The following is a 21,477-nucleotide window of genomic DNA, read 5'->3' as shown; positions in this document are numbered from 1 at the left end:
TGATGTTTCCATCAGGCTTCTTTTTTATCCATGTACACGTTTCATATAGTCTTGATAGCTTTCTGTATCCATGAGTTTTTTGGCATTCTTGACACGGTCTGCTGTTGGTGGTTTTACCCCTTCAAGTGAGTATGGAATTCCAAGTTCACGCCACTTGAATTCTCCCATAGTGTGATAAGGTAGAATTTCAAACTTATCAACGTTTTTGAGGGTTTTGACGAATTTACCAAGTTCGATCAAGTCCTCATCTCTATCTGTCAAGCCTGGAACCAGCACATGGCGAATCCACACAGGCTTCCCAATATCTGATAGATATTTTGCACAAGCCAAGATGTTTTTATTGGTTTGGCTGGTAACAATTCTGTGTTGTTCATCGTTGATTTCCTTGATATCCAAGAGAACCAAATCTGTCACCGCCATGAGTTTATTAAACTTTTCGAGATAACGTGGTTTATTACGGAACGGAAGAGCACAGGTATCCAAGGTACAGTGGATCCCTTTTTCCTTGGCCTTGGTAAAGAGGGCAATTAGGAAATCAATCTGCAAGAGGGCTTCTCCACCACTGACAGTGATTCCTCCCTTGTCTCCCCAGAAACCACGGTAGCGAAGGGCTTCTGTCAAGACATCGTCTACTGTCCGTTCGCGTGATTTATTGGTCTCCATAGCCCATGTATCAGGGTTATGGCAGTACTGGCAACGCATGTGACAACCCTGCAAAAAGACAATAAACCGAATCCCAGGGCCATCTACCGCCCCAAAACTCTCTGTCGAATGCACCATTCCTGTCACTTGTCCATAGTCAATTGTTTCTTCAGACATATCGTCACCTTCCTTGAAACCGTTTTATAGTTTTATTATATCATGAGTAAGATGAAAAACAAGGTTTTTTGTCTATTTTTTAGAAAGCAATCTGTTTTTCACTTTCATTTTCATACCCTTTTAGTGATCCGGTTCAAAATCAAAACCATACAAGGTTGCGAAATAGTCCTCAGGGCGCTCTGCACGGCGGATTTGGCGGGCTTTTCCTTCTTCGGTATAGAGGATTTCTGCCGAGCGTAGTTTGGCATTGTACTGATAACCCATGGAGAATCCATGTGCACCTGTATCATGAATTACCAGCAAATCACCGATTTCTGTATGAGGTAGTTCGCGATTCACTGCAAATTTATCATTGTTTTCACAGAGTGAACCGACCACATCTACCACCTCAATAGGTCCATCTGGATGGGTCAGATTGGTGATATGGTGGTAGGCTCCATACATGGCGGGACGCATGAGGTTGACTGCTGATGCATCCACGCCTAGATAGGCACGGTAAGTTTTTTTCTTATGAGTGACTCTTGTGACCAAAGCTCCGTGAGGGGCTAACATAAAGCGGCCCAATTCAGTAAAAATCTTGACCTGACCGAGATCTGCTGGCGTGAGGACCTCTTCATACACCTTACGCACACCTTCACCAATCATCGCAATATCATTTGGCTCCTGGTCTGGACGGTAATTGACACCAATACCACCAGAAAGATTGATAAAGTCTAGCGAAATGCCCAACTTTTCCTTGATTTCAACAGCCAATTCAAAGAGCTGACGTGCCAACTCTGGATAATAGAGATGGGTGACAGTATTGGATGCTAGGAAAGAGTGAATCCCAAAAGTCTTAGCTCCTTTTTCCTTTAAGATGGCAAAAGCTTCAAAGAGTTGATTCTTGGTCATGCCAAACTTGGCTTCCCCGGGATTGTCCATGATATCTGTTCCTAGCTCAAAAACGCCTCCAGGATTGTAACGACAAGAGATAATTTCTGGGATACCTGCTGCACGCTCTAAATGTTCAATATCTTCAAAGGCATCCAAGTTAATGGTCGCACCCAATTCACGCGCATAGGCATATTCCTTGTCAGGCGTGTTGTTAGAAGAGAACATGATTTCAGAGCCGGGGAAATCCAGCTTATAGCTCATCAAGAGCTCCACATAACTAGAACAGTCCACACCACAACCTTCCTCTTTGAGAATTTTCAAGATGGCTGGGGTTGGAGTAGCCTTAACTGCAAAATATTCTTTGAATCCCTTATTCCAAGAAAAGGCCTGGTTGACGGCTCTTGCTTTCTCACGAATCCCCTTCTCATCATACAAGTGAAAGGGAGTCGGGAACTCTGCAACAATCGTTTCTAAATCTTCTCGGCTGATAAATGGTGTTTTCATAAGCATCCTTCTATTCTGTTTGCAAAGAAAGGCTGGGACAATCGTTCCAACCTTTAGTTCTATCTCTTATTTGTCTTCGTCAAAGATATTTCCAATCTCAACATCGATGGATTGGTTCTTAACATCAATATTGGTTACTTTCAAGAGTGACTTGTAATCAAACTGCTTTTCACGTTCTTCTTGGGCATTGTCTGCAAAAACTGCGACACCAGCTAGTTCCGAATCAAACTCACGCAAGAGACTGATCATCCCATTGACAGTTCCCCCACCTTTCAAGAAGTCATCCACGATCAAGACACGACTGCCTGCCTTGAGGCTACGTTTTGAAAGGAACATTTTCTCAATGCGGTCACCGCTTGAACCTGAAACATAGTTGACGCTGACCGTTGAACCTTCGGTAATTTTCAAGTCACGACGCACAATGACAAATGGAACATTGAGGACATTGGCAACTGCATTTGCGAGTGGCACACCTTTTGTTGCTACTGTCATAACGGCATCGATTTTTTGGTCCATAAAGCTCTTGGCAATGATACGACCAATATTTTTCAAAATGGCAGGCGTACTAAGCAGATCAGACAGATAGATATAGCCGCCCGGCAAGATACGGTCACTTTCTGAAAGTTTGTCACGCAAGTCTGCGATCATTTCTTTGGCTTCATGACTAGAGATTGATGGTGTAAAGATAACGCCACCACCTGCTCCAGTCACAGTCTGAATATGGCCGATTTCGATTTCCTCAAAGGCACGCTTGATAATCACGATATCCTCTGAAATCGATGATTTAGCAGATTCGTACTTTTCTGCAAAGGTGTTGAGACTTGTTAGTTTGTATGGATTATTAATCAAATAGTTGGAAATGACAACCATCCGATCACTTCTTCTTAATTTCATTTTTATTTACCATTCCATTTAATTTTGATATTTTATCCATTATACCATATTCACATAAAAAAACGAACATTATTGCGTAAAAAATGCTCGTTTTTCTTAAATTATTAATCTAAATCTGGTTTATAGAAAGAACGATTGTCCATGGCGAAGATTTTATTGGTCATCTCTCCTTTGTCCACCAAAGCTAGAGCTGTTGACATCATCATCATGCTGGCATCTAGATTGTCAATCATATGAATAATCTCTGCCTCCATAATGCGTGGACGGACTGGACTTCCATACTCCAGCAAGCCATGATGACTGAGAATCACATGGCGCAGTAGCACCACTTCTTCTCTGGTATCATCGATGCCGAGTTCCATGACTGTCTTGGTAATTTCGCTATCAATGAGGGAGATATGGCCGATGAGATTGCCTCGCACTGTGTACTCCGTCTGATCAGGACCACTGAGTTCTAAAACCTTGGCCAAGTCGTGCAACATAATCCCAGCATAAAGCAGGCTCTTATTGAGCTGAGGATAGATGTCGCTAATGGCATCTGCCAAACGCACCATGGTTGCTGTATGATAGGCCAAACCCGTTTCAAAGGCATGGTGGTTAGTCTTAGCAGCTGGATAGGAGTAGAATTCCTTATCATACTTGGTGTAGAGACTGCGAACGATACGCTGCCAGACAGGATTTTCAATCTTGAAAATCATTTGCGACATATAGTCACGGATTTCCTTGACATCAACTGGAGATTTGACCTTGAAATCAGCTGGATCATTGGGTTCCCCAGGCTGAGGCAAGCGGAGAGTAATTTGATTGACTTGAGGAGTGTTGTTATAAACTTCTCGGCGCCCTTTCATGTGAACAACCTTACCTGCTGTAAAGGCCTCAACGTTATGAGGTTGGGCATCCCAGAGTTTTCCTTCAATCTCGCCACTATCATCTTGGAAGGTAAAGGCTAGGTAGTTTTTCCCAGCTCGAGTTTGCCTCAGGTCAGCTGATTTGATTAGGTAAAAGCCTTCAAATAGCTCATCTTTTTTCATGTGACTAATCTTCATATTCTTCCTCATCTTCTTGGAAATGGAGTAAATCAAGCGCAGGCTCACCTTCTGACAACTCAATGTGACGGAGCGTCCGCTCGATAGCTGTGGTACGACGGTTTAATAATTCATCAATATTGCCAGAGGCATGTTGAAGATGTTTTTGTGCCTTGACCAAAATTCCCCCGAACTTGCCAAACTCGGTCTTGACGCTGGCAAGGGTCTTGCTGATATGGTCGGCACTCTTTTGGATATTGAGGGTTTTGAAGCCAACTGATAGGGAATTAAGCAAGGCTGATAGGGTACTTGGACCCGCGACAATAATCTGCTCCTCCCGTCTCAAATCATCAAAGAAGATAGGATTGCGAACAATCTCTGAATAAAGACCTTCTGTCGGAACAAACAAGACTCCAAAATTAGTTGTCCGAGGTGGCGCTATATACTTGCTCTTGATATCCTTGGCGAAACGCTTAACACTGGCTAGGAGTGACTTACGGCAACGTTCGATTTCATCCTTATCACCTGCTTCATAGGCTTCTTCTAAGCGGTAATAATCTGCCAGTGGAAACTTGGAGTCAATTGGCAGGTAGACGGTTTCCTGGTCGCCTTGCCCGGGTAACTTGATGGCATACTCTACTCGCTCGCTAGAGTTTTCAACCGTTGCGTATTCTCGTTCGTACTGGGCAGGTGTCATGATGTCTTCAATGATTTGCCCCAGTTGCAATTCTCCCAGAATCCCTCGCGTCTTGGTACCAGAGAGAACCTTGTTGAGGGCACCAACATCGCGGGCAACAGTTTGCATTTCTCCAAGGCCGCGATTGACAGATTCCAGTTGTTTGGAGACTGTTTCGAAGGATGCTTGCAAGCGCGTCTGCAAGGTCTTTTCTAGTTTTTCCTCGACTGTTTGGCGCATTTGTTCCAAGCGTTGCTCATTGGACTCCTGCAGTGCTTGGAGACGTTGGTCGGTCTTATCTCTGGTTTGAAGGAGATTCTCATTCATCTCCTGTCTAACTTGAGTCAGGCCTTGGTGCAACTCCATTCGCACTTCTTGCAAACGATCGCTGACAGCTACTTCCAGATCTTTTTGGTCTAACAGGCTGGCTTGTCTGGCTTGTTCAAAGCGATAATCCAGTTGATCTGAAAGATTGTCTGCTTGATCCTCCAAGCTCTTGGCTAGGTACTTGTCTTGCTTATCCTGCCTTTGCCAAATCAGAAAGAGTCCAGCTAGGTTGGCAATTAATAATAGTAATAATACAGTCTCCATCCTACCTCCTATCCTTGCTATGCAGCACGACGACATAGCCATCTGGGCAAGTTATTGAAACTTCCCTATCTATATATTCGTTAGAAGCGTACACTTTTTTAAAGAAAAAATTCTCCTCTGTCAATTCGTACTTGGCTCCGATAATGGTCAGCTGGCTATCCCGAACTGGCATAAAAGCAAGATAGTCGTAGTCCGAGCGGGGTTGAAGCTGACTGGTCCCTTCTGGACAATAGCTAATCACATTTTGCCCGTCCTCAATCGCTATCTGGCGCATATAGGGGGCCAACTTGGGATTGCTAGGCAGAAAGACATTAGCCAGCATATGGTCAATCCGACCACCCAAAGCACCAAAAATAGTGACCTGAGCCTGGGGATTTTGCTCAAAGATGGTTAAGAGAGCTAATTCCAGATCCGTATCGTCCTTTTCTGGCTGGGCTTGAACAAAATGTTGGGCACGTTTTTGAATCAACTGACGTTCGTCTGCAGTGACAGAATCAAAATCCCCAACTGCTAGAGTGAGAGGAAGGTCTTCTTCCAAGACCCAGAGCGAACCGCGATCCACACCGACAAAGCAATCAAAATCCGTCCGATAATGACCGCGGTCTCCGCCAGCAAAAACGGCGACCCTAGTCCAGTTGTTTTCTGAGAGTTTGTACTCGCTCATTGACATCTCCCTTAAAGACATAGGATCCTGCTACAAAAACTGTAGCACCAGCTTCTTTGGCTTGGGCAATAGTTTGATCATCAATACCACCATCCACTTCGATTTCAAAGTTCAAACCTTTTTCCTGACGAATGGCAACCAACTCACGGACCTTATCCATGGTTTCAGGCAGAAAGGCTTGCCCGCCGAAGCCAGGGTTAACCGTCATGACCAAAACTTGGTCAACTAGGTGAAGTACGTGTTTGACAGCTTCAACCGGCGTACCAGGATTGATAACCACCGAAGGTTTAACACCGAGCGAACGAATCTTTTGAAGAGCACCATGGATATGAGGCGTTGCTTCGACATGAATGCTGATAATATCTGCACCTGCACGCGCAAAGTCTTCTAAATGGTGCTCAGGATTTGCTACCATCAAGTGGCAGTCAAAGACCATCTTGCTATGGGGGCGAAGAGCTTCAACCACACCTGCACCAAAACTGATTTGTGGTACAAAGTGACCATCCATGATATCGATATGGGCGTACTCTGCTCCAGTTGCTTCTAGGCGTTTGATTTCACGTTCAAAGTTGGCATAATCTGCTGCCAGAATTGACGGAGCAATCTTGTATTGAGACATAGGTTTCTCCTTATTTTGGAATTTTTTTGCTGACTTTTTTATAGGTTTCTCTGCGATTTTCAATTTCGCTGAGGAATTGTAGGTAGTTGTCAAAACGGAAGCTGGCAATGATGCCCTCTTCTACTGCTGGATTGACTGCACAAGACGGCTCATGGGTATGGGTACAAGTACGGAACTTACAGTCTCGACTGACAGTGGCAATCTCTGGAAAAGCCTGATTGAGGTCTTCTGCTGTTGACACTTCATAATCCAGTGATGAAAAGCCTGGCGTGTCTGCGATTTTACCTCCATTGAGATTATAAAAACTAACAGCTCGAGTGGTATGGCGCCCGCGACCTAGACTATCAGAGATTTCTCCCGTCTCTAGATTGAGGTCCGGTGCGATTTTATTGAGAAGGGTTGATTTTCCAACACCTGTCTGCCCCATAAAGACTGTAGTCTTGCCTGTTAACAAGGGCAGGAGTTCTTCCTTACTGGTCACAAAGTCATAGCCAATGGCACCGTAAGTCTGCTGGTAAAAATCCAGTTTTCCTCTATCTTCCAGCAAGTCCATTTTAGAAATATAGACGATAGGATGGATACCCTTGTGCTCCAAAAGAACCAAGAAACGATCCAGCAAATTGCTGTTGAAGTCCGGTTCCTTGACGGACATGATCACCACAGCTTGGTCAATATTGACAATAGGTGGACGGACCAGACTATTTTTCCGTTCGTGAATCTTGAGAATATAACCTTCAGAATTTTCCTCCGCAGAAAAATCTACCCAGTCTCCGACGTATGGCGTGTGGCCTTTTTTACGGAAATTCCCACGCGCGCGTGTTTGATAGACCTGACCCTCACTCTCCACGTAGTAGAATCCTGCCAAGGCTTTAATGATTTGTCCCTGCATCTTAGAATCCTTGTCCTTTAAGCGCATCTGAAAGGCTAGCAAATTCTTCCAAGCTTAGTGCTTCCCCACGCACACTTGGTGACAAGCCTGCTTGGTCCAAAGCCTTGGTCAGCTTATCCTTGACTTCTTCGGTCTTGCCAAAGTAGCCTGTTAAGTTGTTCCACAAGGTCTTGCGACGATGGGTGAAACTAGCCTTGGAAATCTTAAAGAAGAACTGTTCATCTTTCACTGCTACAGCTGGCTCTGGACGGCGCACCATTTTTAAAATGGCTGAGTCCACATTTGGCGCTGGCACAAAGACCGTACGAGGCACGATGAAGGCAACCTTGGCTGTCATATAATACTGCACAGCAATCGACAAACTACCATAAGCCTTGGTATTTGGCTGTGCTGAGATGCGATCCGCCACTTCTTTTTGCATCATGACGACAAACTCACTAAAAGGAATGCCACTCTCGATCAAGTGCATGAGAATAGGCGTCGTAATGTAGTATGGCAAGTTGGCTACTACCTTGATTGGTAGTTCAGGATTTTTGAAATTCTGGATATACTGCGCCAAGTCAACCTTAAGAATGTCCTCGTTTACTACAGTAACATTGTCAAAATCACGTAAAGTATCTGCTAAAATTGGCACCAAACGGTGGTCAATCTCAAAAGCCATAACTTCTGCCGCACGCTCAGCCAAAAACTCCGTCAAGGCACCAATTCCTGGGCCAATTTCGATGACATTGACCTGGTCATCAATCTCAGCCGTATCCACGATTTTTTGAAGGATATTGGTATCCGTCAGGAAATTTTGCCCGAAGGATTTTTTAAAGGTAAATCCGTGACGCTCCAGCACTGCCTTGGTCACGCTATAATCTGCAATTCTCATCTATTCTCTTTTCTAATTATTAGCTAAAAATAATATATAGAAGCCACACAATTCCTAGTACCAACAAAATCCAAAATACAAAAAGAACACGATGTTTGTTCCCTTTTGAATCAGCTCCAGTCATATCAAGTGCTTTTTTATTTTCTTGGGGGTCCATTTTCTTCAACTCATCATGATAGGCAACCGAATCTAGAATATTATCTTCTGGCAATAATTCTGAAGCATAATAATCAGGAAAACCCATAGCAAGACCAATTAAGTTCTTTTCTGTCAAAGAAAAATCTAAATCTTTAGGTTGATTTCCCCGAATAGCTCGTATGTTTTTTAACAGTTTATCAGAAACAACAGACACTTGGTCCATAAAAACAACATCTAAAAGATCAAATCCAAGCACATCACCGTCTTTTACGTTTGCAAGAATATAACGAACAAAGGCATCATATAGTTGCAAGGCTTGCGGGGCATTTTCTTCTAAAAAAGACCGATTTTGGAGGGCATTTTGCTGGAATTTTTCAATAGAAAGTAAGATATCTACATTCTGCTCTTGGTAAAACTTTTCTGCTTCCTCTTCATCTTCTTCGAGTTTTTCTGCTGTTTCCCAGAGAGCAATAGGAGCTTTTAAATCTTCTTCATCCCAAAACAATTGCCAAAAATAAGGTATTGTGTAAATTCCCTCTGTTAGAATACGGGCTTCATCTCCGTTTTTTAAGTAAATATAACTTCTATTTGCCATGTTGTTTCCTTTCAATTTTTTAAAAGTAAGATATGGAATTCTACTCATCCCTCTTCCGTAGATAAATCTATATAGACTTTCAACATATCTTCAGAAATTTCAAGTTCTATCTTATGAGGTAGGACACCAGTTCCCATACAGCCAGCATCTCAATCTATTCACTTCTATTGTAACACATTCTCTTTGTATTTTTGGGCTATCTAACTATTATCATAACTTTCCATAGTCTCTTCCACTTCTGCCAAGGTAAACCCAAACAACTCTAAGCGCTTAAGGAGTTGCTTGCCGTTAGAATAGCCGATTCGGAGCTGTTCGCCTAGATACTCTCGGCGTCTACGGCTGTCTGCTCCCGCTAGAAAACCTAGGCGAATCAAGTCACCACGACTGATGTCAAACTCGTTCTCGTTTTCAAATTGCTCTGTCACCTGAGCCAGCGCTGTTTTTAGATCTTCATAGCTGGCGTGTTCAATTCCCAGAGAACGTCCCTTGGACTTGGATTTGGGAACAGCCTCATCTCGCTTGAGAAAGGCATGCTGCACAGTTGGAATGGCCGTCATAATCATGCGCCGAATCCGCTCCCCATTAAAATCTGGATCTGTAAAAACAATGACTCCATGCAGTTCATGCAAACGACGAATGCGCTCTATATCTTGGTCATTTATTGCGGAACCTCTTGTTTCGTAGGTCTCTACATCAAAGTAGCGTTTGAGATTGACCGTATCATCGCGACCTTCGACCACGATGACTTGGGAAATTTTTTCTTTCATCACTTGCTGTCCAACCCGAAGATACGCTCTGCATTTGCAGTTGTTACTGCGGCTAACTCCTCAGTCGTCATCCCACGCAAATCGGCGATAAAATCTACCACATAGCGAGTATAGGCTGTTTTGTTTTCACGACCACGTTTAGGAACAGGAGCCAGGTAAGGTGCATCCGTTTCTACCAAAATCTTATCCAAAGGAAGTTCCCTAGCAACCTCTTGAATATCCGTCGCTTTTTTAAAGGTCACCACTCCTGAGAAAGAAATGGTCATGCCAAGTTCGACAAACTTCTCAGCCCACTCCAAAGAGCCTGAAAATGAATGCATAATCCCACCTCGTGGACCAACGCTCTCGCTCTTGATAATCTCATAAGTATCTTCTAGCGCATCACGGGTATGGACCACAAAAGGTAAATTCAAGTCCTTGGATAACTGAATCTGACGACGAAAAACCCGTTCCTGTACTTCCTTAGATGCTGTCATCCAGTGATAGTCCAATCCAATCTCACCTAAGGCAACAACCTTGGGATGTTTTAACTTTTCAAGCAAGTAAGCTTCTACCTCGTCTGTGTATGTCCCCGCTTCAGTCGGATGCCAGCCAATAGTTGCGTAGAGTTGCTCATACTCATCTGCCAACTCTAGGGCTCGTTCAATGGTTGGTTTGTCAAAACCAACAATATTCATCTGTGTCACACCCATCTCAGCCGCCAAGGCAAGCTCTTCCTCCTCACGTCCTGCAAATTCCTCTACATTTAAATGTGTGTGCGTATCAAAAATCATCTCTTCTAACCTCATTTTCTTCCATCTATTATACCAAAAATAGCATTCCTCGGCTCGTAAAAATATTTTAATACCAATCGTTCTCCCTTGACTACCTTTTTTCAAAGCAGTATAATAACACTTATTGAAATTTTCAGCAAAGGAAAAGAAAATGTTTAGAAAATTAAAATATACCTTTATCGGTCGACCACTCAAGTCTCTCACAGACGGCGAAGGGGGATTGTTGGGAAAATTGCAGGCACTTGCAATGTTATCCAGTGATGCCCTGTCTTCTATTGCCTATGGGCCCGAACAAGTCATTCTCGTATTAGTCAGTCTGTCTCCTCTCGCTATTTGGTGGAGCCTCCCTATTGGTATTTTTGTCCTCTTACTGCTCGCTAGTTTGACCATTTCTTATCGTCAGATCATTCATGCCTATCCTCAAGGTGGAGGGGCTTATATGGTCACTCGGGAAAACCTCTCCCCTGAACTGGGCTTGATTGCAGGAGGCAGTCTCCTTGTTGACTATATGCTGACAGTAGCCGTATCCGTCGCTTCTGGAGCTGATGCTATTACAGCAGCCATACCTGCCCTCCATCCCTACAATCTTCATATCTCTATTTTCCTAGTCTGCCTGCTCATGCTCTTGAATTTAAGAGGATTGAAAGAATCTGCCAGCTCTCTGATGATTCCCGTCTACCTCTTTATCTTCAGTACCGTCTTTCTCTTGCTTTATGGGGTCTTTCAACTGTTTACAGGTTCCCTAAACTATCAGGCAACTTCAACCATTGGACAAACTGTTCCGAGCCTTTCCATCGTTCTCCTACTAAGAGCCTTTACCAGTGGCTCTGCCTCTCTGACAGGGGTTGAAGCTATTTCAAATGCGGTACCATTTTTTAAAACTCCGAAAGAAAAGAATGCTGCTCAGACTTTGACCATCATGTCGCTGATTTTAGGATTTCTTTTTGCAGGCATTACCTTCCTAAACTACTGGATGGGTATCACGCCTCAACACGGAGAAACCATCCTCTCGCAAATGGCCAAGGGCATTCTTGGTGATTCATTCTTTGGTCATGCTAGCTACTATCTCTTCCAGTTCTCGACAGCCTTGATTCTAGCCGTAGCTGCAAATACTGGCTTTTCAGCCTTCCCTATGCTGTCCTACAATATGGCCAAAAACAAGTACATGCCCCATCTCTTTATGGAAAAAGGGGATCGCCTTGGCTACTCCAACGGTATCTTAACTCTGGCTTTTGGAGCTATGATCCTTCTTCTCATTTTTAATGGGAATACTGAGCGCTTGATTCCTCTTTATACTATCGGAGTCTTCGTTCCCTTTGCCCTTTCTCAGACTGGGATGATTCGCCATTGGAAAAAGGAAAAAGGAGCAAACTTCTTAAAATCTGCCTTCGCTAATATCCTTGGGGCCATCATTTGTTATGCCATTGTCCTCATTTTACTCCTCTTCAGACTGGGTGATATCTGGCCATTCTTCCCAATTATCCTAGTTTTAACCTTCCTCTTTTTGTCCATTCACAACCATTACCAAAAAGTGGCAAAACAACTACGACTCTACGAAGGAATTGAAAAACGCACTTATGACGGTAACCTTGTCCTTGTCCTAGTAGGAAATGTCACTCGAGTAAGTATCGGAGCCATCAACTACGCTCAAAGTATCGGTGACGAAGTGTTGGCCATGCACATTTCTACTAAAGAAACGGCAGAAAAAGACCAAGAAATTCTTCAGGAATTTGCCGATTACTTCCCAAATATCACTCTGAAGAATATCAACACTAGCTACCGCGACATCATCACCCCTAGCGTCAAGTATGTCAAACGAATCGCCCAAGAAGCTAAGCAAAAAAACTACACCGTTACAGTCCTTGTCCCACAGTTCATCCCTAACAAGCCTTGGCAAAATATCCTGCACAATCAAATGAGCCTCAAACTAAAATACGCTCTCAGATGGCATGAAGACGTCGTTGTCGCTAGCTACTCTTATCACTTAAAAGAATAAACAAAAGCTCAAAATCATTTGTTTTTGATTTTGAGCTTTTTTATCTGAACTTCTCAAATTTTCTCATAGATCAGAGACTTATTCCATGATACAAAACTCATACGGAAATGTATGAATCCTTCACTATCTATACTTGTTGAGCAAAACAAAAGCCAGTAGACTCGAGTTCCTACTGGCTTCTTTGCTGAATTTGTTTGGATTATGCAGCCAAAACTTTGCGTCCTTTACGACGACGAGCTGCCAATACGCGACGACCGTTTTTAGTTGACATACGGTTACGGAATCCGTGTTTGCGCGCACGACGAATTTTACTTGGTTGATAAGTACGTTTCACGATGAATACCTCCTCATAGATTTTGTATTCGTTTAGCCGGCTATAAAGTGATCAGTTACTAAACATACTTTACTATTCTATCTGATTCTGATACTTTTGTCAATAGCTCTAGGCAAATGTTTCCAGCTTTTTCTAATGAAAGCCCTATCTACGATATTGTTTCAAGAAACGAGTCATCTTTTCTTGGATTTGTGCTAATTCGTCCACACGAGGAAGGTAAACGATACGGAAATGGTCTGGTTCTTGCCAGTTGAAACCTCGACCATGAACCAAAAGAACCTTCTCTTGCTTCAAGAAATTGAGGACAAACTGTTCATCATCATCGATGCGATACATATTGCGATCAATTTTAGGGAAAATATAAAGTCCGGCTTTGGGTTTAACAGCAGATAAACCAGGAATATCTTGAATTGCATTGTAAATAAAGTTTCTTTGCTCGTAGATCCGTCCACCAGGAAGGAGCAATTCGTCCACCGACTGGTGCCCACCTAGCGAGGTTTGTACGACTTGCTGGGCCAAAACGTTAGAGCAAAGGCGCATGTTAGACAGCATATTAAGACCTTCAATATAGCCCTTGACATGTGTCTTAGGTCCTGATAAGACCATCCATCCTATACGGAAACCAGCGATACGGTGAGATTTTGAAAGACCGTTCATGCTGACACAAAAGACATCTGGAGCCAGACTAGCTACCGAGACATGCTCATGACCGTCCATGACCATACGGTCGTAAATTTCATCCGCAAAGATAATTAAGTCGTTTTGACGTGCAATCTCAATAATCTCCAACAAGAGTTCCTTGGGATAAAGGGCTCCTGTCGGATTATTTGGATTGATGAGAATAATAGCCTTGGTATTTGAAGTGATTTTTGACTTGATATCGTCAATATCAGGGTACCATTCTGCAGCCTCATCACAGATATAGTGAACGGCATTTCCTCCAGCTAGGCTGACAGCCGCTGTCCAGAGAGGATAGTCTGGCATAGGCACCAAGACCTCATCTCCATTGTCCAAAAGCCCTTGCATGGACATGACAATCAGCTCACTGACACCATTTCCAAGGTAAATATCATCAATATCCACATTTGGAAATTTCTTCAGTTGGCAATACTGCATGATAGCCTTACGAGCTGAGAAAATCCCTTTAGAATCAGAGTAACCTTCACTATCACGCGCATTCATAATCAAGTCATGAATGACCTCATCTGGCGCTGTAAAACCAAATTCGGCTGGATTCCCTGTGTTCAGGCGCAAAATCTTTTCTCCGTTTGCTCGCATACGCATGGCTTCTTCCAAAACAGGACCACGGATATCATAAGCAACATGCTCTAGCTTGCTAGACTTGTTAAATTCTTTCATCTTTTTTCCTCAATTCATCGAGATAGTAACATTATACCACTAGAAAGTCGCTGCGACAAGCTTCCATAAACAAGGAAACAAAAGAAAAAACATTGACAAAGAGAATCCTCACTAAGTCTATGACCAACAATATGGTTTAAAATATGATTTTTACTTTACTTCTTTAGTGAAAAGGGTTACAATAAAAGTAAGAAAATTTCAGGAGGTTTCATTATGGCACAACGTTACCAAAATGTTATGGTCGCAATTGATGGTTCTAAAGAAGCGGACTTGGCTTTCGTCAAAGGTGTTTACACTGCTCTACGCAATGAATCCAAGCTCACCATTGTCCATGTTATTGACACACGCGCTCTTCAAAGCGTATCTACCTTTGATGCTGAAGTTTACGAAGAACTCCAAGCCGATGCTGAAAGTATGATGAAAGAGTACGAAAAGCGTGCAAAAGATGCCGGTTTAACTGATATCCACATCGTCATCGAGATGGGAAATCCCAAAACTCTCCTCGCTCGGACGATTCCAGACGCAGAAAATGTTGACTTGATTTTAGTTGGTGCCACAGGTCTCAATGCCTTTGAACGCCTCTTAGTCGGGTCTTCATCTGAATACATTCTCCGCCATGCAAAAGTCGATTTGCTGGTCGTGAGAGAAAGTGAAAAAACATTGTAAATAGTAAGAAAAGGAGCCTAGAGCTCCTTTTTATTACTTATTATTTCTGTTTCTTTCTTTATGTCGCTCATAAGCCTTAAGCTGACGTTGTAGCTCCTGTTTAATGGCAGGTTCTGGAGCATATTTTTCTTCCCAGTCATCTGGTTTTAAAATCTTGTGTGTAACTGGGTCAAAATGAGCTTTTCCATCAGGGAAGACCTTCCCCATATTCGCTTCATGGACAATATCAAAAATACGTTCTGGATCTACTCCCATCAAAACAAAACTACCGTATGTGAAATACAGTGTGTCGATCAAAGCATCCACTTGACCGACCAAGTTTTGCTTAGCAGGTGTCTTTTTCGCCACTTTCTCTGCTGCCTTATCAAGTGCTTCATGCATGCTTGCAAGGGACTCTTGGAATTCTTCCTCCGAAGAACTTGCCGCGCGAACAAACTCTACTAATTCTTCAATTTTAAAGTCTGCGCGGTGGGTTGCACCTTCAACATCCCATGCTTGTGGTTCTTCTTGAGTTCGTTCATCCATCATGTGGTGGAAGGTCTTGACTTTATTAAAGTGGTAGTCCCGACTGACAAACACTTTTTCTGAAGCCAAAACACCAAAGTGCTCAAGCGCCTTGTGGATGCCATCTTGTTGATTACTTGCCGTAATATGTTTAGCAACCTCTTTGGCACTGCTACTGCCATTTCCCATAGCGACTGACATACCGACACCTGCTAACATTTCCAGGTCATTATCTGAATCACCGAAGGCCATGACTTGGTTGAGAGCAAAGCCATATTCTTTCCCGACCCGACAAATGCCTTCTAGTTTGGAATTACCTTGGTTAATGATATCTGCGGCAAAAGGATTGCTTCGAGTCAGTTTCAAGTCTTCAAAATCGGCTGCTGCCTTCTCAGATTCCTCTGGCGTCATCAGCATCAAAACTTGATAAATGGGTTGATTAATCAAGTTAAGCAAGTCGTCTTCTTTTTGAGGAACGGCCTTGCTGACCATTCGATTAAAGGAACGACTAACAGTTCTTGTCAGAACAGTTGGGATAAAACGACTAACCAGTTGCGAAAAGGATCCGAGACCAAATGACATAATTTTCGAACCAACAACGGCATGCTCGGTTCCAAGAGCGATTTCTTTACGCTCCTTTTTAGCATAAGCAATCAGTTGACGCAGGCTTGACTTAGCAATCGGACTTGCAAAGAGTACCTTTTCTTTATTAAAAATGTATTGACCATTGTAGGTCACCGCAAAGTCTAGGTCCAAGTCTTCCATCAATTCCTTGACAAAAAACGGCCCTCGTCCTGTCGCTACTCCGACAAGTACTCCTTGCTCTTTGACAATCTTAATCGCGTCCTTAGTGGATTTCAAAACACTCTTGCGATCGTTGACTAGCGTTCCATCGATATCAAAAAAAACAGCCTTGACTTCCATCCTATCCCATTCTCCCCTTTTGTGTTACAATGATTATACCACATTTCAGAAAGAGTGACTAAATCATGCCTAAGAAAATCCTTGTTTTACATACAGGTGGGACTATTTCCATGCAAGCAGACGCCACTGGTGCCGTTGTAACTAGTCAGGACAATCCCATGAACCATGTTTCCAATCCACTTGAAGGGATTGAGGTTCATGCCCTAGACTTTTTTAATCTGCCAAGTCCCCATATCAAACCCAAGCATATGCTTGCGCTCTATCATAAAATCAAAGAGGAAGCAGACAACTACGATGGTGTTGTCATCACACATGGTACAGATACCTTAGAAGAAACAGCTTACTTCCTTGATACCATGAAAATCCCACCCATCCCCATCGTTCTAACAGGAGCTATGCGTAGTTCCAACGAACTCGGTAGCGACGGTGTTTACAACTATCTGAGCGCTTTACGAGTCGCCAGCGATGACAAGTCAGCTGATAAGGGGGTTCTGGTCGTCATGAACGATGAAATCCACGCGGCCAAGTACGTTACCAAAACTCATACGACCAACGTCAGCACCTTTCAAACCCCAACACATGGACCACTTGGCCTCATCATGAAGCAAGAAATCCTCTACTTCAAAACAGCTGAGCCTCGTGTCCGTTTTGATCTCGAACATATTCAGGGTCTAGTTCCCATCATCTCTGCCTATGCCGGTATGACAGACGAGCTGATCAATATGTTAGACCTGGAACAGCTGGATGGCTTAGTCATTCAGGCCTTCGGAGCAGGTAATATCCCCAAAGAAACAGCTCAAAAGTTGGAAAATCTCCTCCAAAAAGGAATCCCAGTTGCCTTGGTCTCACGTTGTTTTAATGGCATTGCTGAACCTGTTTACGCCTACCAAGGTGGGGGGGTTCAGTTGCAAGAGTCTGGTGTTCTCTTTGTCAAAGAACTCAACGCTCAAAAAGCTCGCCTCAAATTATTAATTGCCCTTAATGCTGGACTAAAAGGACAAGCCTTAAAAGACTATATGGAAGGCTAATCCTCTTCGAAAATCTCTTCAAACCACGTCAGCATCGCCTTACCGTATATATGTTACTGACTTCGTCAGTTCTATCTACAACCTCAAAACCATGTTTTGAGCTGACTTCGTCAGTTTCATCTACAACCTCAAAGCAGTGCTTTGAGCAACCTGCGGCTAGCTTCCTAGTTTGCTCTTTGATTTTCATTGAGTATAACTCCTTCTCTAGAAAGCAAATCAGGAAATCTCACGATTCCCTGATTTTTTCTATTTACGTTTTCGTGTAGAGCGGCGTTCTGTCAAACCATGAGGTAAGAGGACTTCACGTTCTTCTAACTCTTCCTTATGCATAATCTTAGTCAACATACGCATGCTGATAGCACCTAAGTCATAAAGAGGTTGGGCAATAGTCGTCAAGTTTGGACGAGTGAATCGTGTAATCTGAGAGTCATCTGTCGTAATGATTTCAAACTCTTCTGGTACAGACACACCGTGGTCAGCCAAACCATTTAGGACACCTGCTGCCAATTCATCGCCTGTTACAACTGCGGCTGTAGCTTGTGATGAAATCAAGCGTTCTGCCAAGGCATAACCATCGTCATAGCTATATTTTGATTCAAAGACCAATCCCTCGCTATAAGAATGTCCAGCTTTTTTCAACGCTTCCTTGTAACCGATCAAACGAACCTTGCCATTGATATCATCGACGAGTGGTCCACTTACAAAAGCAATTTTCTCGTTTTCTTTGAGAAGGTAGCTCACAGCATCAATCGTTGCTTGTTTGTAGTCGATATTCACACTTGGAAGTTGGTGTTCTACATCCACAGTACCGGCAAGAACAACTGGTGTCCGAGAACGAGAAAATTCTGAACGAATCTTTTCAGTCAAGTGATAGCCCATAAAAATGATCCCGTCAACCTGTTTTGAAAAGAGAGTGTTAACCACTGAAACTTCTTTTTCATCGTCTTCATCGCTATTAGCTAGGACGATATTGTACTTATACATCTCTGCGATATCATCAATTCCTTTGGCAAGTGTTGAGAAGTATCCATTGGTAATGTTGGGAATCACAACACCAACTGTCGTGGTTTTCTTGCTGGCCAAGCCACGCGCTACCGCATTTGGACGGTAGTCAAGACGATCGATCACCTCTAGAACTTTTTTACGAGTATTCTCTTTGACGTTCTTATTGCCATTCACTACACGGCTAACAGTTGCCATTGAGACCCCAGCTTCACGGGCAACATCATAAATCGTTACTGTATCATCTGTGTTCATTCTGTTTCCTTTCTATATTGAAAATTTCGCTTTCATGCATCTGCTTACTCCATTTTATCACTTATTGTAAACACTTTCAAGTATTTTTTAGAGAAACTTTGAAAAAATTTCACAACCTATTCCCATTTTGAAAAAGCGAGTACGATTTCTTGATTTTTTGGATGTTTTGCTGTATGATAAGGAAAAATAAAAGGGGGATGAAAACATGGCTTTTACAAATACTCAGAGACGTTCTGCTAGTTTTGGTGTTGTGACCAGCCTGCCTGATGATGTCATTGACTCTTTATGGTATATTATTGATCATTTCCTGAAAAACGTCTTTGAATTAGAAGAAGAACTTGAGTTTCAACTGCTCAACAATAAGGGGACCATCACCTTCCATTTTTCTAGTCAGCACCTTCCGACTAGTATTGATTTTGATTTCAATCATCCTTTCGACCCGCTTTATCCTCCTAGGGTCCTTGTTTTAGACCTAGACGGCAGAGAAACCATCCTCCTTCCAGAAGAAAATGACCTATTTTAAAAACTCTAGCTTCTCGGCGCAAACTGCTGAGGAACTAGAGTTTTCTTTTTCTAATAAATGGATCGACTAACTACTAGACCATTGGGTTTTGTATACTCTAAATCAAGGTAATCCTGATAAGTCCCTGGCACAATGAAACCTTGGGGACTCAATATATCAGTCCCAGCTTTTCCCACGATAGAGTCTGCCAGCAAGACACAATTGGTACTGAGAACAAAGTAGGTCTTAAACTCGGATGAGCTGAATTTATAAAGCATCGCATCCGCTTCCTGTTTCAGTTGGTAGGAGTAGGTATGCTTGACCTCGCCCTCTCTTCTTTTCATCAACTGCGAGCTTGGCTCCCAAGGAATTAACAAATCTTCTATCTCTGCCAAACGAGCTTGGATAGCAGCTTTCTGTTGGTCCGTCAAACTCAGACCATAAGCAAACAAGGTCTTCTGACTCTCCCTCTTACAAAGTTCGATGTATTTTTCCCGATTGGCTTTAAATAAAACACCGTCTCCAACCATACCGAATAAACGCTCCGATTGGGGATCATACGAACCATAGGAAATAACCCTCCCCTGATAACAAATATCCACATGCCCCATGGCGAGGAAAAAAGAGGTTTCAGAAGTATGGACAAAAATTTCTAAATCAACCGTCTGGTCGTTTTTTCTTTCTGAATGAACTTCCCCTTCTTGGATTTCATGATTTGATAACCACTCATTCAGTTTACGCAAGGTGCTGATAGGGATCAGAGCCGTCACAAAGATTGGCAAGGTCATTCGCATTCGCCGTTTCAGCTTGGGATTGCTTTCTATCCTCTCAAAAAAGAAACCGTCCCGAAGACTGCTGGCTCCTAGCATGAGCAAGTAAAATCCAAGCAAGAGCAATTCAAAATTCGCCGCATCGTGAAAAGGAGAGATGCTATAAAGGCCAAATCCTATCATCCATACAGCATCAAAGAGATGATGAAGCCGAGGATGAATGGCATTTTTTCGATAGAGAGACCAGGTCACAAGACTAATGATGCCCGTAAACAGCTGGTAGCTCGCAATGATAAAAACCAGGAGATAGAGGGCAAGGTCTTGCAAGATGATAGAGTCAAACACCAGAGCCGCAACCACCAGCTTAGCCAAGGTTACAAAGATGTTTTCCCGACGTTTTTTATCTTGAAACCAGCGAGTCAACAAGTGCCAAACTGCTGACAAGGAAAAGTAGCCCATCAGCAACTGGTACCCCATTCGCGGAATAACTTGTCCAAAACGAATCAAGAGAAGCCCTAAAACAATAGCAAGTAGTCCCTCCCCGATACTCTTCCATTTGCTATAGGTCTCAGAAAGCTTAGGCATTTCCTTGCTCCAACTGGTCAACCAAGTAACGAATTGGTTGTTTTAGGATTGGATGAATAAAATGGGGAGCTATTTCCGCTAACGGCTCAAGGACAAAGAGGCGTTCTGCTATATAAGGATGAGGTAAGATGAGGTCGTCTGTGTAAATGATCTGGTCCTCCACAAAGAGTAAGTCCAAATCAATCAAGCGAGGCCCCCAATGCACCTCTCGAACCCGTCCCATTTCTGACTCAATGGCTAACAAGGTCTCTAATAAGACTGATGCTGGAAGCCAGGTTTCTACTTCAATCACCTGATTGGCAAAGCTATCTTGTTCCACACCACCCCAAGGCTCCGTCGCTAATACACTGGACTCTTTGAGAATATGGATACCTCGAGTCCGCAGTTTATCAATAGCTTGTTCCAAGTTCGCTTTCTTGTCTCCCATATTACTTCCTAGAGCGATAAAGGCCCGTTGCTTACGACGGTGAATGGTCACCGAGCAGGTATCCAACGGTAAATGAACTGGCGCCCAAGGTTTTTTTAGTTCCAACTCAATCTCTTGGACAAGAGGATAGGTCTCAAAGGTACGTTCAACTAGTTTGTAGGCTACCGTTTCAATCAAGTCCTCAGTGCTTTCCTGAAACCAAGTCGTCCACTGCTGACACAGTTCTCCGTAATGGACAGAGGCTGTTAAATCCAATTCTGTAGCCGCCCTGGTCATATCATAGGATAATCTTGCGGAAATAACAAACTTCTGCCCCAATTCTTTCTCACTTGGAAAGAGACCATGATAAGCAAAAATTTCCAAATCTTTAATCTGCAGTTGATCCATAACTAGTCCTTTCTAGAAAAATCCGCATGAAGCGGAT

At 43.1% G+C, this 21,477-nt stretch carries 22 protein-coding genes; 4 read left to right on the top strand and 18 right to left on the bottom strand.

The genetic code is table 11. The annotated features are described in order from the left end of the window. Positions 1-24 precede the first annotated feature (24 nt). From pflA to HMPREF9189_RS0101935, 12 genes are all read right to left on the bottom strand, one after another. Entirely contained in the window at positions 25-819 is a 795-nt protein-coding gene (gene pflA / locus HMPREF9189_RS02510) for a pyruvate formate-lyase-activating protein (RefSeq protein ID WP_001288279.1), read from the bottom strand. Between the two features lie 120 nt (positions 820-939). Next, positions 940-2,196 carry a diaminopimelate decarboxylase gene (locus tag HMPREF9189_RS02505; protein ID WP_000856547.1) on the bottom strand — a complete coding sequence of 419 codons (1,257 nt, stop codon included), beginning with the start codon at positions 2,194-2,196 and terminating at the stop codon, positions 940-942. Positions 2,197-2,262: 66 nt separating this feature from the next. Beyond that, positions 2,263-3,090, bottom strand: coding sequence for a pur operon repressor (purR, locus tag HMPREF9189_RS02500; RefSeq protein ID WP_002874197.1), 828 nt, complete (start codon positions 3,088-3,090; stop codon positions 2,263-2,265). 104 nt (positions 3,091-3,194) lie between these two features. After that, the gene (locus HMPREF9189_RS02495; RefSeq protein ID WP_000703200.1) at positions 3,195-4,136 is read right to left on the bottom strand and encodes a 3'-5' exoribonuclease YhaM family protein; all 942 of its coding nucleotides are present in this window, start codon (positions 4,134-4,136) and stop codon (positions 3,195-3,197) included. Further along, positions 4,126-5,382 (bottom strand): DNA recombination protein RmuC, encoded by a 1,257-nt coding sequence (gene rmuC / locus HMPREF9189_RS02490; protein ID WP_000450904.1) that lies wholly within the window; start codon positions 5,380-5,382, stop codon positions 4,126-4,128. The genes HMPREF9189_RS02495 and rmuC overlap by 11 nt, the downstream gene beginning before the upstream one ends. 1 nt (position 5,383) lies before the next feature. Further along, positions 5,384-6,046, bottom strand: coding sequence for a thiamine diphosphokinase (locus HMPREF9189_RS02485; protein ID WP_000006126.1), 663 nt, complete (start codon positions 6,044-6,046; stop codon positions 5,384-5,386). Beyond that, complete coding sequence (rpe, locus tag HMPREF9189_RS02480) at positions 6,009-6,665, bottom strand: ribulose-phosphate 3-epimerase (protein ID WP_000084993.1); 657 nt, start codon at positions 6,663-6,665, stop codon at positions 6,009-6,011. Before rpe ends, HMPREF9189_RS02485 begins: the two co-directional genes overlap by 38 nt. Positions 6,666-6,675: 10 nt before the next feature. Beyond that, positions 6,676-7,554, bottom strand: a complete 879-nt coding sequence (gene rsgA / locus HMPREF9189_RS02475; RefSeq protein WP_001162004.1) for a ribosome small subunit-dependent GTPase A — start codon at positions 7,552-7,554, stop codon at positions 6,676-6,678. A gap of 1 nt (position 7,555) precedes the next feature. Continuing rightward, positions 7,556-8,428: a 16S rRNA (adenine(1518)-N(6)/adenine(1519)-N(6))-dimethyltransferase RsmA gene (gene rsmA, locus HMPREF9189_RS02470; RefSeq protein WP_001216849.1), complete on the bottom strand. Its 873-nt coding sequence runs from the start codon at positions 8,426-8,428 to the stop codon at positions 7,556-7,558. Positions 8,429-8,447: 19 nt separating this feature from the next. Then, positions 8,448-9,161: a hypothetical protein gene (locus tag HMPREF9189_RS02465; RefSeq protein WP_000013637.1), complete on the bottom strand. Its 714-nt coding sequence runs from the start codon at positions 9,159-9,161 to the stop codon at positions 8,448-8,450. A gap of 200 nt (positions 9,162-9,361) precedes the next feature. Next, complete coding sequence (rnmV, locus tag HMPREF9189_RS02460) at positions 9,362-9,928, bottom strand: ribonuclease M5 (protein WP_000660017.1); 567 nt, start codon at positions 9,926-9,928, stop codon at positions 9,362-9,364. Then, positions 9,928-10,701 (bottom strand): TatD family hydrolase, encoded by a 774-nt coding sequence (locus tag HMPREF9189_RS0101935; RefSeq protein WP_025168486.1) that lies wholly within the window; start codon positions 10,699-10,701, stop codon positions 9,928-9,930. The genes rnmV and HMPREF9189_RS0101935 overlap by 1 nt, the downstream gene beginning before the upstream one ends. Before the next feature lie 151 nt (positions 10,702-10,852). Here HMPREF9189_RS0101935 and HMPREF9189_RS02455 point away from each other — a divergent pair, with 151 nt between their 5' ends. After that, positions 10,853-12,697: an APC family permease gene (locus HMPREF9189_RS02455; protein ID WP_000488824.1), complete on the top strand. Its 1,845-nt coding sequence runs from the start codon at positions 10,853-10,855 to the stop codon at positions 12,695-12,697. Between the two features lie 199 nt (positions 12,698-12,896). On the opposite strand, the gene rpmH is transcribed toward HMPREF9189_RS02455, so the two are convergent. Next, positions 12,897-13,031, bottom strand: coding sequence for a 50S ribosomal protein L34 (gene rpmH / locus HMPREF9189_RS02450; RefSeq protein ID WP_000831902.1), 135 nt, complete (start codon positions 13,029-13,031; stop codon positions 12,897-12,899). Positions 13,032-13,175: 144 nt separating this feature from the next. Further along, positions 13,176-14,390 carry a pyridoxal phosphate-dependent aminotransferase gene (locus tag HMPREF9189_RS02445; protein WP_000657746.1) on the bottom strand — a complete coding sequence of 405 codons (1,215 nt, stop codon included), beginning with the start codon at positions 14,388-14,390 and terminating at the stop codon, positions 13,176-13,178. A gap of 213 nt (positions 14,391-14,603) precedes the next feature. On the opposite strand from HMPREF9189_RS02445, the gene HMPREF9189_RS02440 reads away from it, so the two are divergent. Further along, entirely contained in the window at positions 14,604-15,056 is a 453-nt protein-coding gene (locus HMPREF9189_RS02440) for a universal stress protein (protein WP_000079164.1), read from the top strand. A gap of 33 nt (positions 15,057-15,089) precedes the next feature. Here the strand turns inward: HMPREF9189_RS02440 and HMPREF9189_RS02435 are convergent, their stop codons facing one another. Beyond that, the gene (locus HMPREF9189_RS02435; RefSeq protein ID WP_000453115.1) at positions 15,090-16,484 is read right to left on the bottom strand and encodes a Cof-type HAD-IIB family hydrolase; all 1,395 of its coding nucleotides are present in this window, start codon (positions 16,482-16,484) and stop codon (positions 15,090-15,092) included. 65 nt (positions 16,485-16,549) lie between these two features. Between HMPREF9189_RS02435 and HMPREF9189_RS02430 the strand changes: the two genes are divergently transcribed. Then, positions 16,550-17,512: an asparaginase gene (locus tag HMPREF9189_RS02430; RefSeq protein ID WP_001124801.1), complete on the top strand. Its 963-nt coding sequence runs from the start codon at positions 16,550-16,552 to the stop codon at positions 17,510-17,512. A gap of 246 nt (positions 17,513-17,758) precedes the next feature. On the opposite strand, the gene ccpA is transcribed toward HMPREF9189_RS02430, so the two are convergent. After that, positions 17,759-18,769, bottom strand: coding sequence for a catabolite control protein A (gene ccpA / locus HMPREF9189_RS02425; RefSeq protein WP_001090636.1), 1,011 nt, complete (start codon positions 18,767-18,769; stop codon positions 17,759-17,761). 205 nt (positions 18,770-18,974) lie between these two features. On the opposite strand from ccpA, the gene HMPREF9189_RS02420 reads away from it, so the two are divergent. After that, positions 18,975-19,292: a DUF960 domain-containing protein gene (locus HMPREF9189_RS02420; RefSeq protein ID WP_000886045.1), complete on the top strand. Its 318-nt coding sequence runs from the start codon at positions 18,975-18,977 to the stop codon at positions 19,290-19,292. A 50-nt stretch (positions 19,293-19,342) separates the two neighbouring features. On the opposite strand, the gene HMPREF9189_RS02415 is transcribed toward HMPREF9189_RS02420, so the two are convergent. Together HMPREF9189_RS02415 and folK are read right to left on the bottom strand one after the other, a co-directional pair. Further along, positions 19,343-20,626, bottom strand: a complete 1,284-nt coding sequence (locus HMPREF9189_RS02415) for a hypothetical protein (protein WP_001125359.1) — start codon at positions 20,624-20,626, stop codon at positions 19,343-19,345. Continuing rightward, entirely contained in the window at positions 20,619-21,440 is an 822-nt protein-coding gene (gene folK / locus HMPREF9189_RS02410) for a 2-amino-4-hydroxy-6-hydroxymethyldihydropteridine diphosphokinase (protein WP_000372495.1), read from the bottom strand. Before folK ends, HMPREF9189_RS02415 begins: the two co-directional genes overlap by 8 nt. Positions 21,441-21,477 lie beyond the last annotated feature (37 nt).

This window comes from Streptococcus sp. oral taxon 071 str. 73H25AP, from assembly GCF_000146755.1.
In the GTDB taxonomy this organism is placed as follows: domain Bacteria; phylum Bacillota; class Bacilli; order Lactobacillales; family Streptococcaceae; genus Streptococcus; species Streptococcus oralis_T.
Note: the sequence above shows the minus strand (reverse complement) of the source record. Positions and strands in the feature narration are given on the sequence as shown.

Excerpts from the sequence above, each read along its gene's own strand:
- pflA (WP_001288279.1), bottom strand. The coding sequence starts at position 819 with ATGTCTGAAGAAACAATTGACTATGGACAAGTGACAGGAATGGTGCAT.
- HMPREF9189_RS02505 (WP_000856547.1), bottom strand. The coding sequence starts at position 2,196 with ATGAAAACACCATTTATCAGCCGAGAAGATTTAGAAACGATTGTTGCA.
- purR (WP_002874197.1), bottom strand. The coding sequence starts at position 3,090 with ATGAAATTAAGAAGAAGTGATCGGATGGTTGTCATTTCCAACTATTTG.
- HMPREF9189_RS02495 (WP_000703200.1), bottom strand. The coding sequence starts at position 4,136 with ATGAAGATTAGTCACATGAAAAAAGATGAGCTATTTGAAGGCTTTTAC.
- rmuC (WP_000450904.1), bottom strand. The coding sequence starts at position 5,382 with ATGGAGACTGTATTATTACTATTATTAATTGCCAACCTAGCTGGACTC.
- HMPREF9189_RS02485 (WP_000006126.1), bottom strand. The coding sequence starts at position 6,046 with ATGAGCGAGTACAAACTCTCAGAAAACAACTGGACTAGGGTCGCCGTT.
- rpe (WP_000084993.1), bottom strand. The coding sequence starts at position 6,665 with ATGTCTCAATACAAGATTGCTCCGTCAATTCTGGCAGCAGATTATGCC.
- rsgA (WP_001162004.1), bottom strand. The coding sequence starts at position 7,554 with ATGCAGGGACAAATCATTAAAGCCTTGGCAGGATTCTACTACGTGGAG.
- rsmA (WP_001216849.1), bottom strand. The coding sequence starts at position 8,428 with ATGAGAATTGCAGATTATAGCGTGACCAAGGCAGTGCTGGAGCGTCAC.
- HMPREF9189_RS02465 (WP_000013637.1), bottom strand. The coding sequence starts at position 9,161 with ATGGCAAATAGAAGTTATATTTACTTAAAAAACGGAGATGAAGCCCGT.
- rnmV (WP_000660017.1), bottom strand. The coding sequence starts at position 9,928 with ATGAAAGAAAAAATTTCCCAAGTCATCGTGGTCGAAGGTCGCGATGAT.
- HMPREF9189_RS0101935 (WP_025168486.1), bottom strand. The coding sequence starts at position 10,701 with ATGATTTTTGATACGCACACACATTTAAATGTAGAGGAATTTGCAGGA.
- HMPREF9189_RS02455 (WP_000488824.1), top strand. The coding sequence starts at position 10,853 with ATGTTTAGAAAATTAAAATATACCTTTATCGGTCGACCACTCAAGTCT.
- HMPREF9189_RS02445 (WP_000657746.1), bottom strand. The coding sequence starts at position 14,390 with ATGAAAGAATTTAACAAGTCTAGCAAGCTAGAGCATGTTGCTTATGAT.
- HMPREF9189_RS02440 (WP_000079164.1), top strand. The coding sequence starts at position 14,604 with ATGGCACAACGTTACCAAAATGTTATGGTCGCAATTGATGGTTCTAAA.
- HMPREF9189_RS02435 (WP_000453115.1), bottom strand. The coding sequence starts at position 16,484 with ATGGAAGTCAAGGCTGTTTTTTTTGATATCGATGGAACGCTAGTCAAC.
- HMPREF9189_RS02430 (WP_001124801.1), top strand. The coding sequence starts at position 16,550 with ATGCCTAAGAAAATCCTTGTTTTACATACAGGTGGGACTATTTCCATG.
- ccpA (WP_001090636.1), bottom strand. The coding sequence starts at position 18,769 with ATGAACACAGATGATACAGTAACGATTTATGATGTTGCCCGTGAAGCT.
- HMPREF9189_RS02420 (WP_000886045.1), top strand. The coding sequence starts at position 18,975 with ATGGCTTTTACAAATACTCAGAGACGTTCTGCTAGTTTTGGTGTTGTG.
- HMPREF9189_RS02415 (WP_001125359.1), bottom strand. The coding sequence starts at position 20,626 with ATGCCTAAGCTTTCTGAGACCTATAGCAAATGGAAGAGTATCGGGGAG.
- folK (WP_000372495.1), bottom strand. The coding sequence starts at position 21,440 with ATGGATCAACTGCAGATTAAAGATTTGGAAATTTTTGCTTATCATGGT.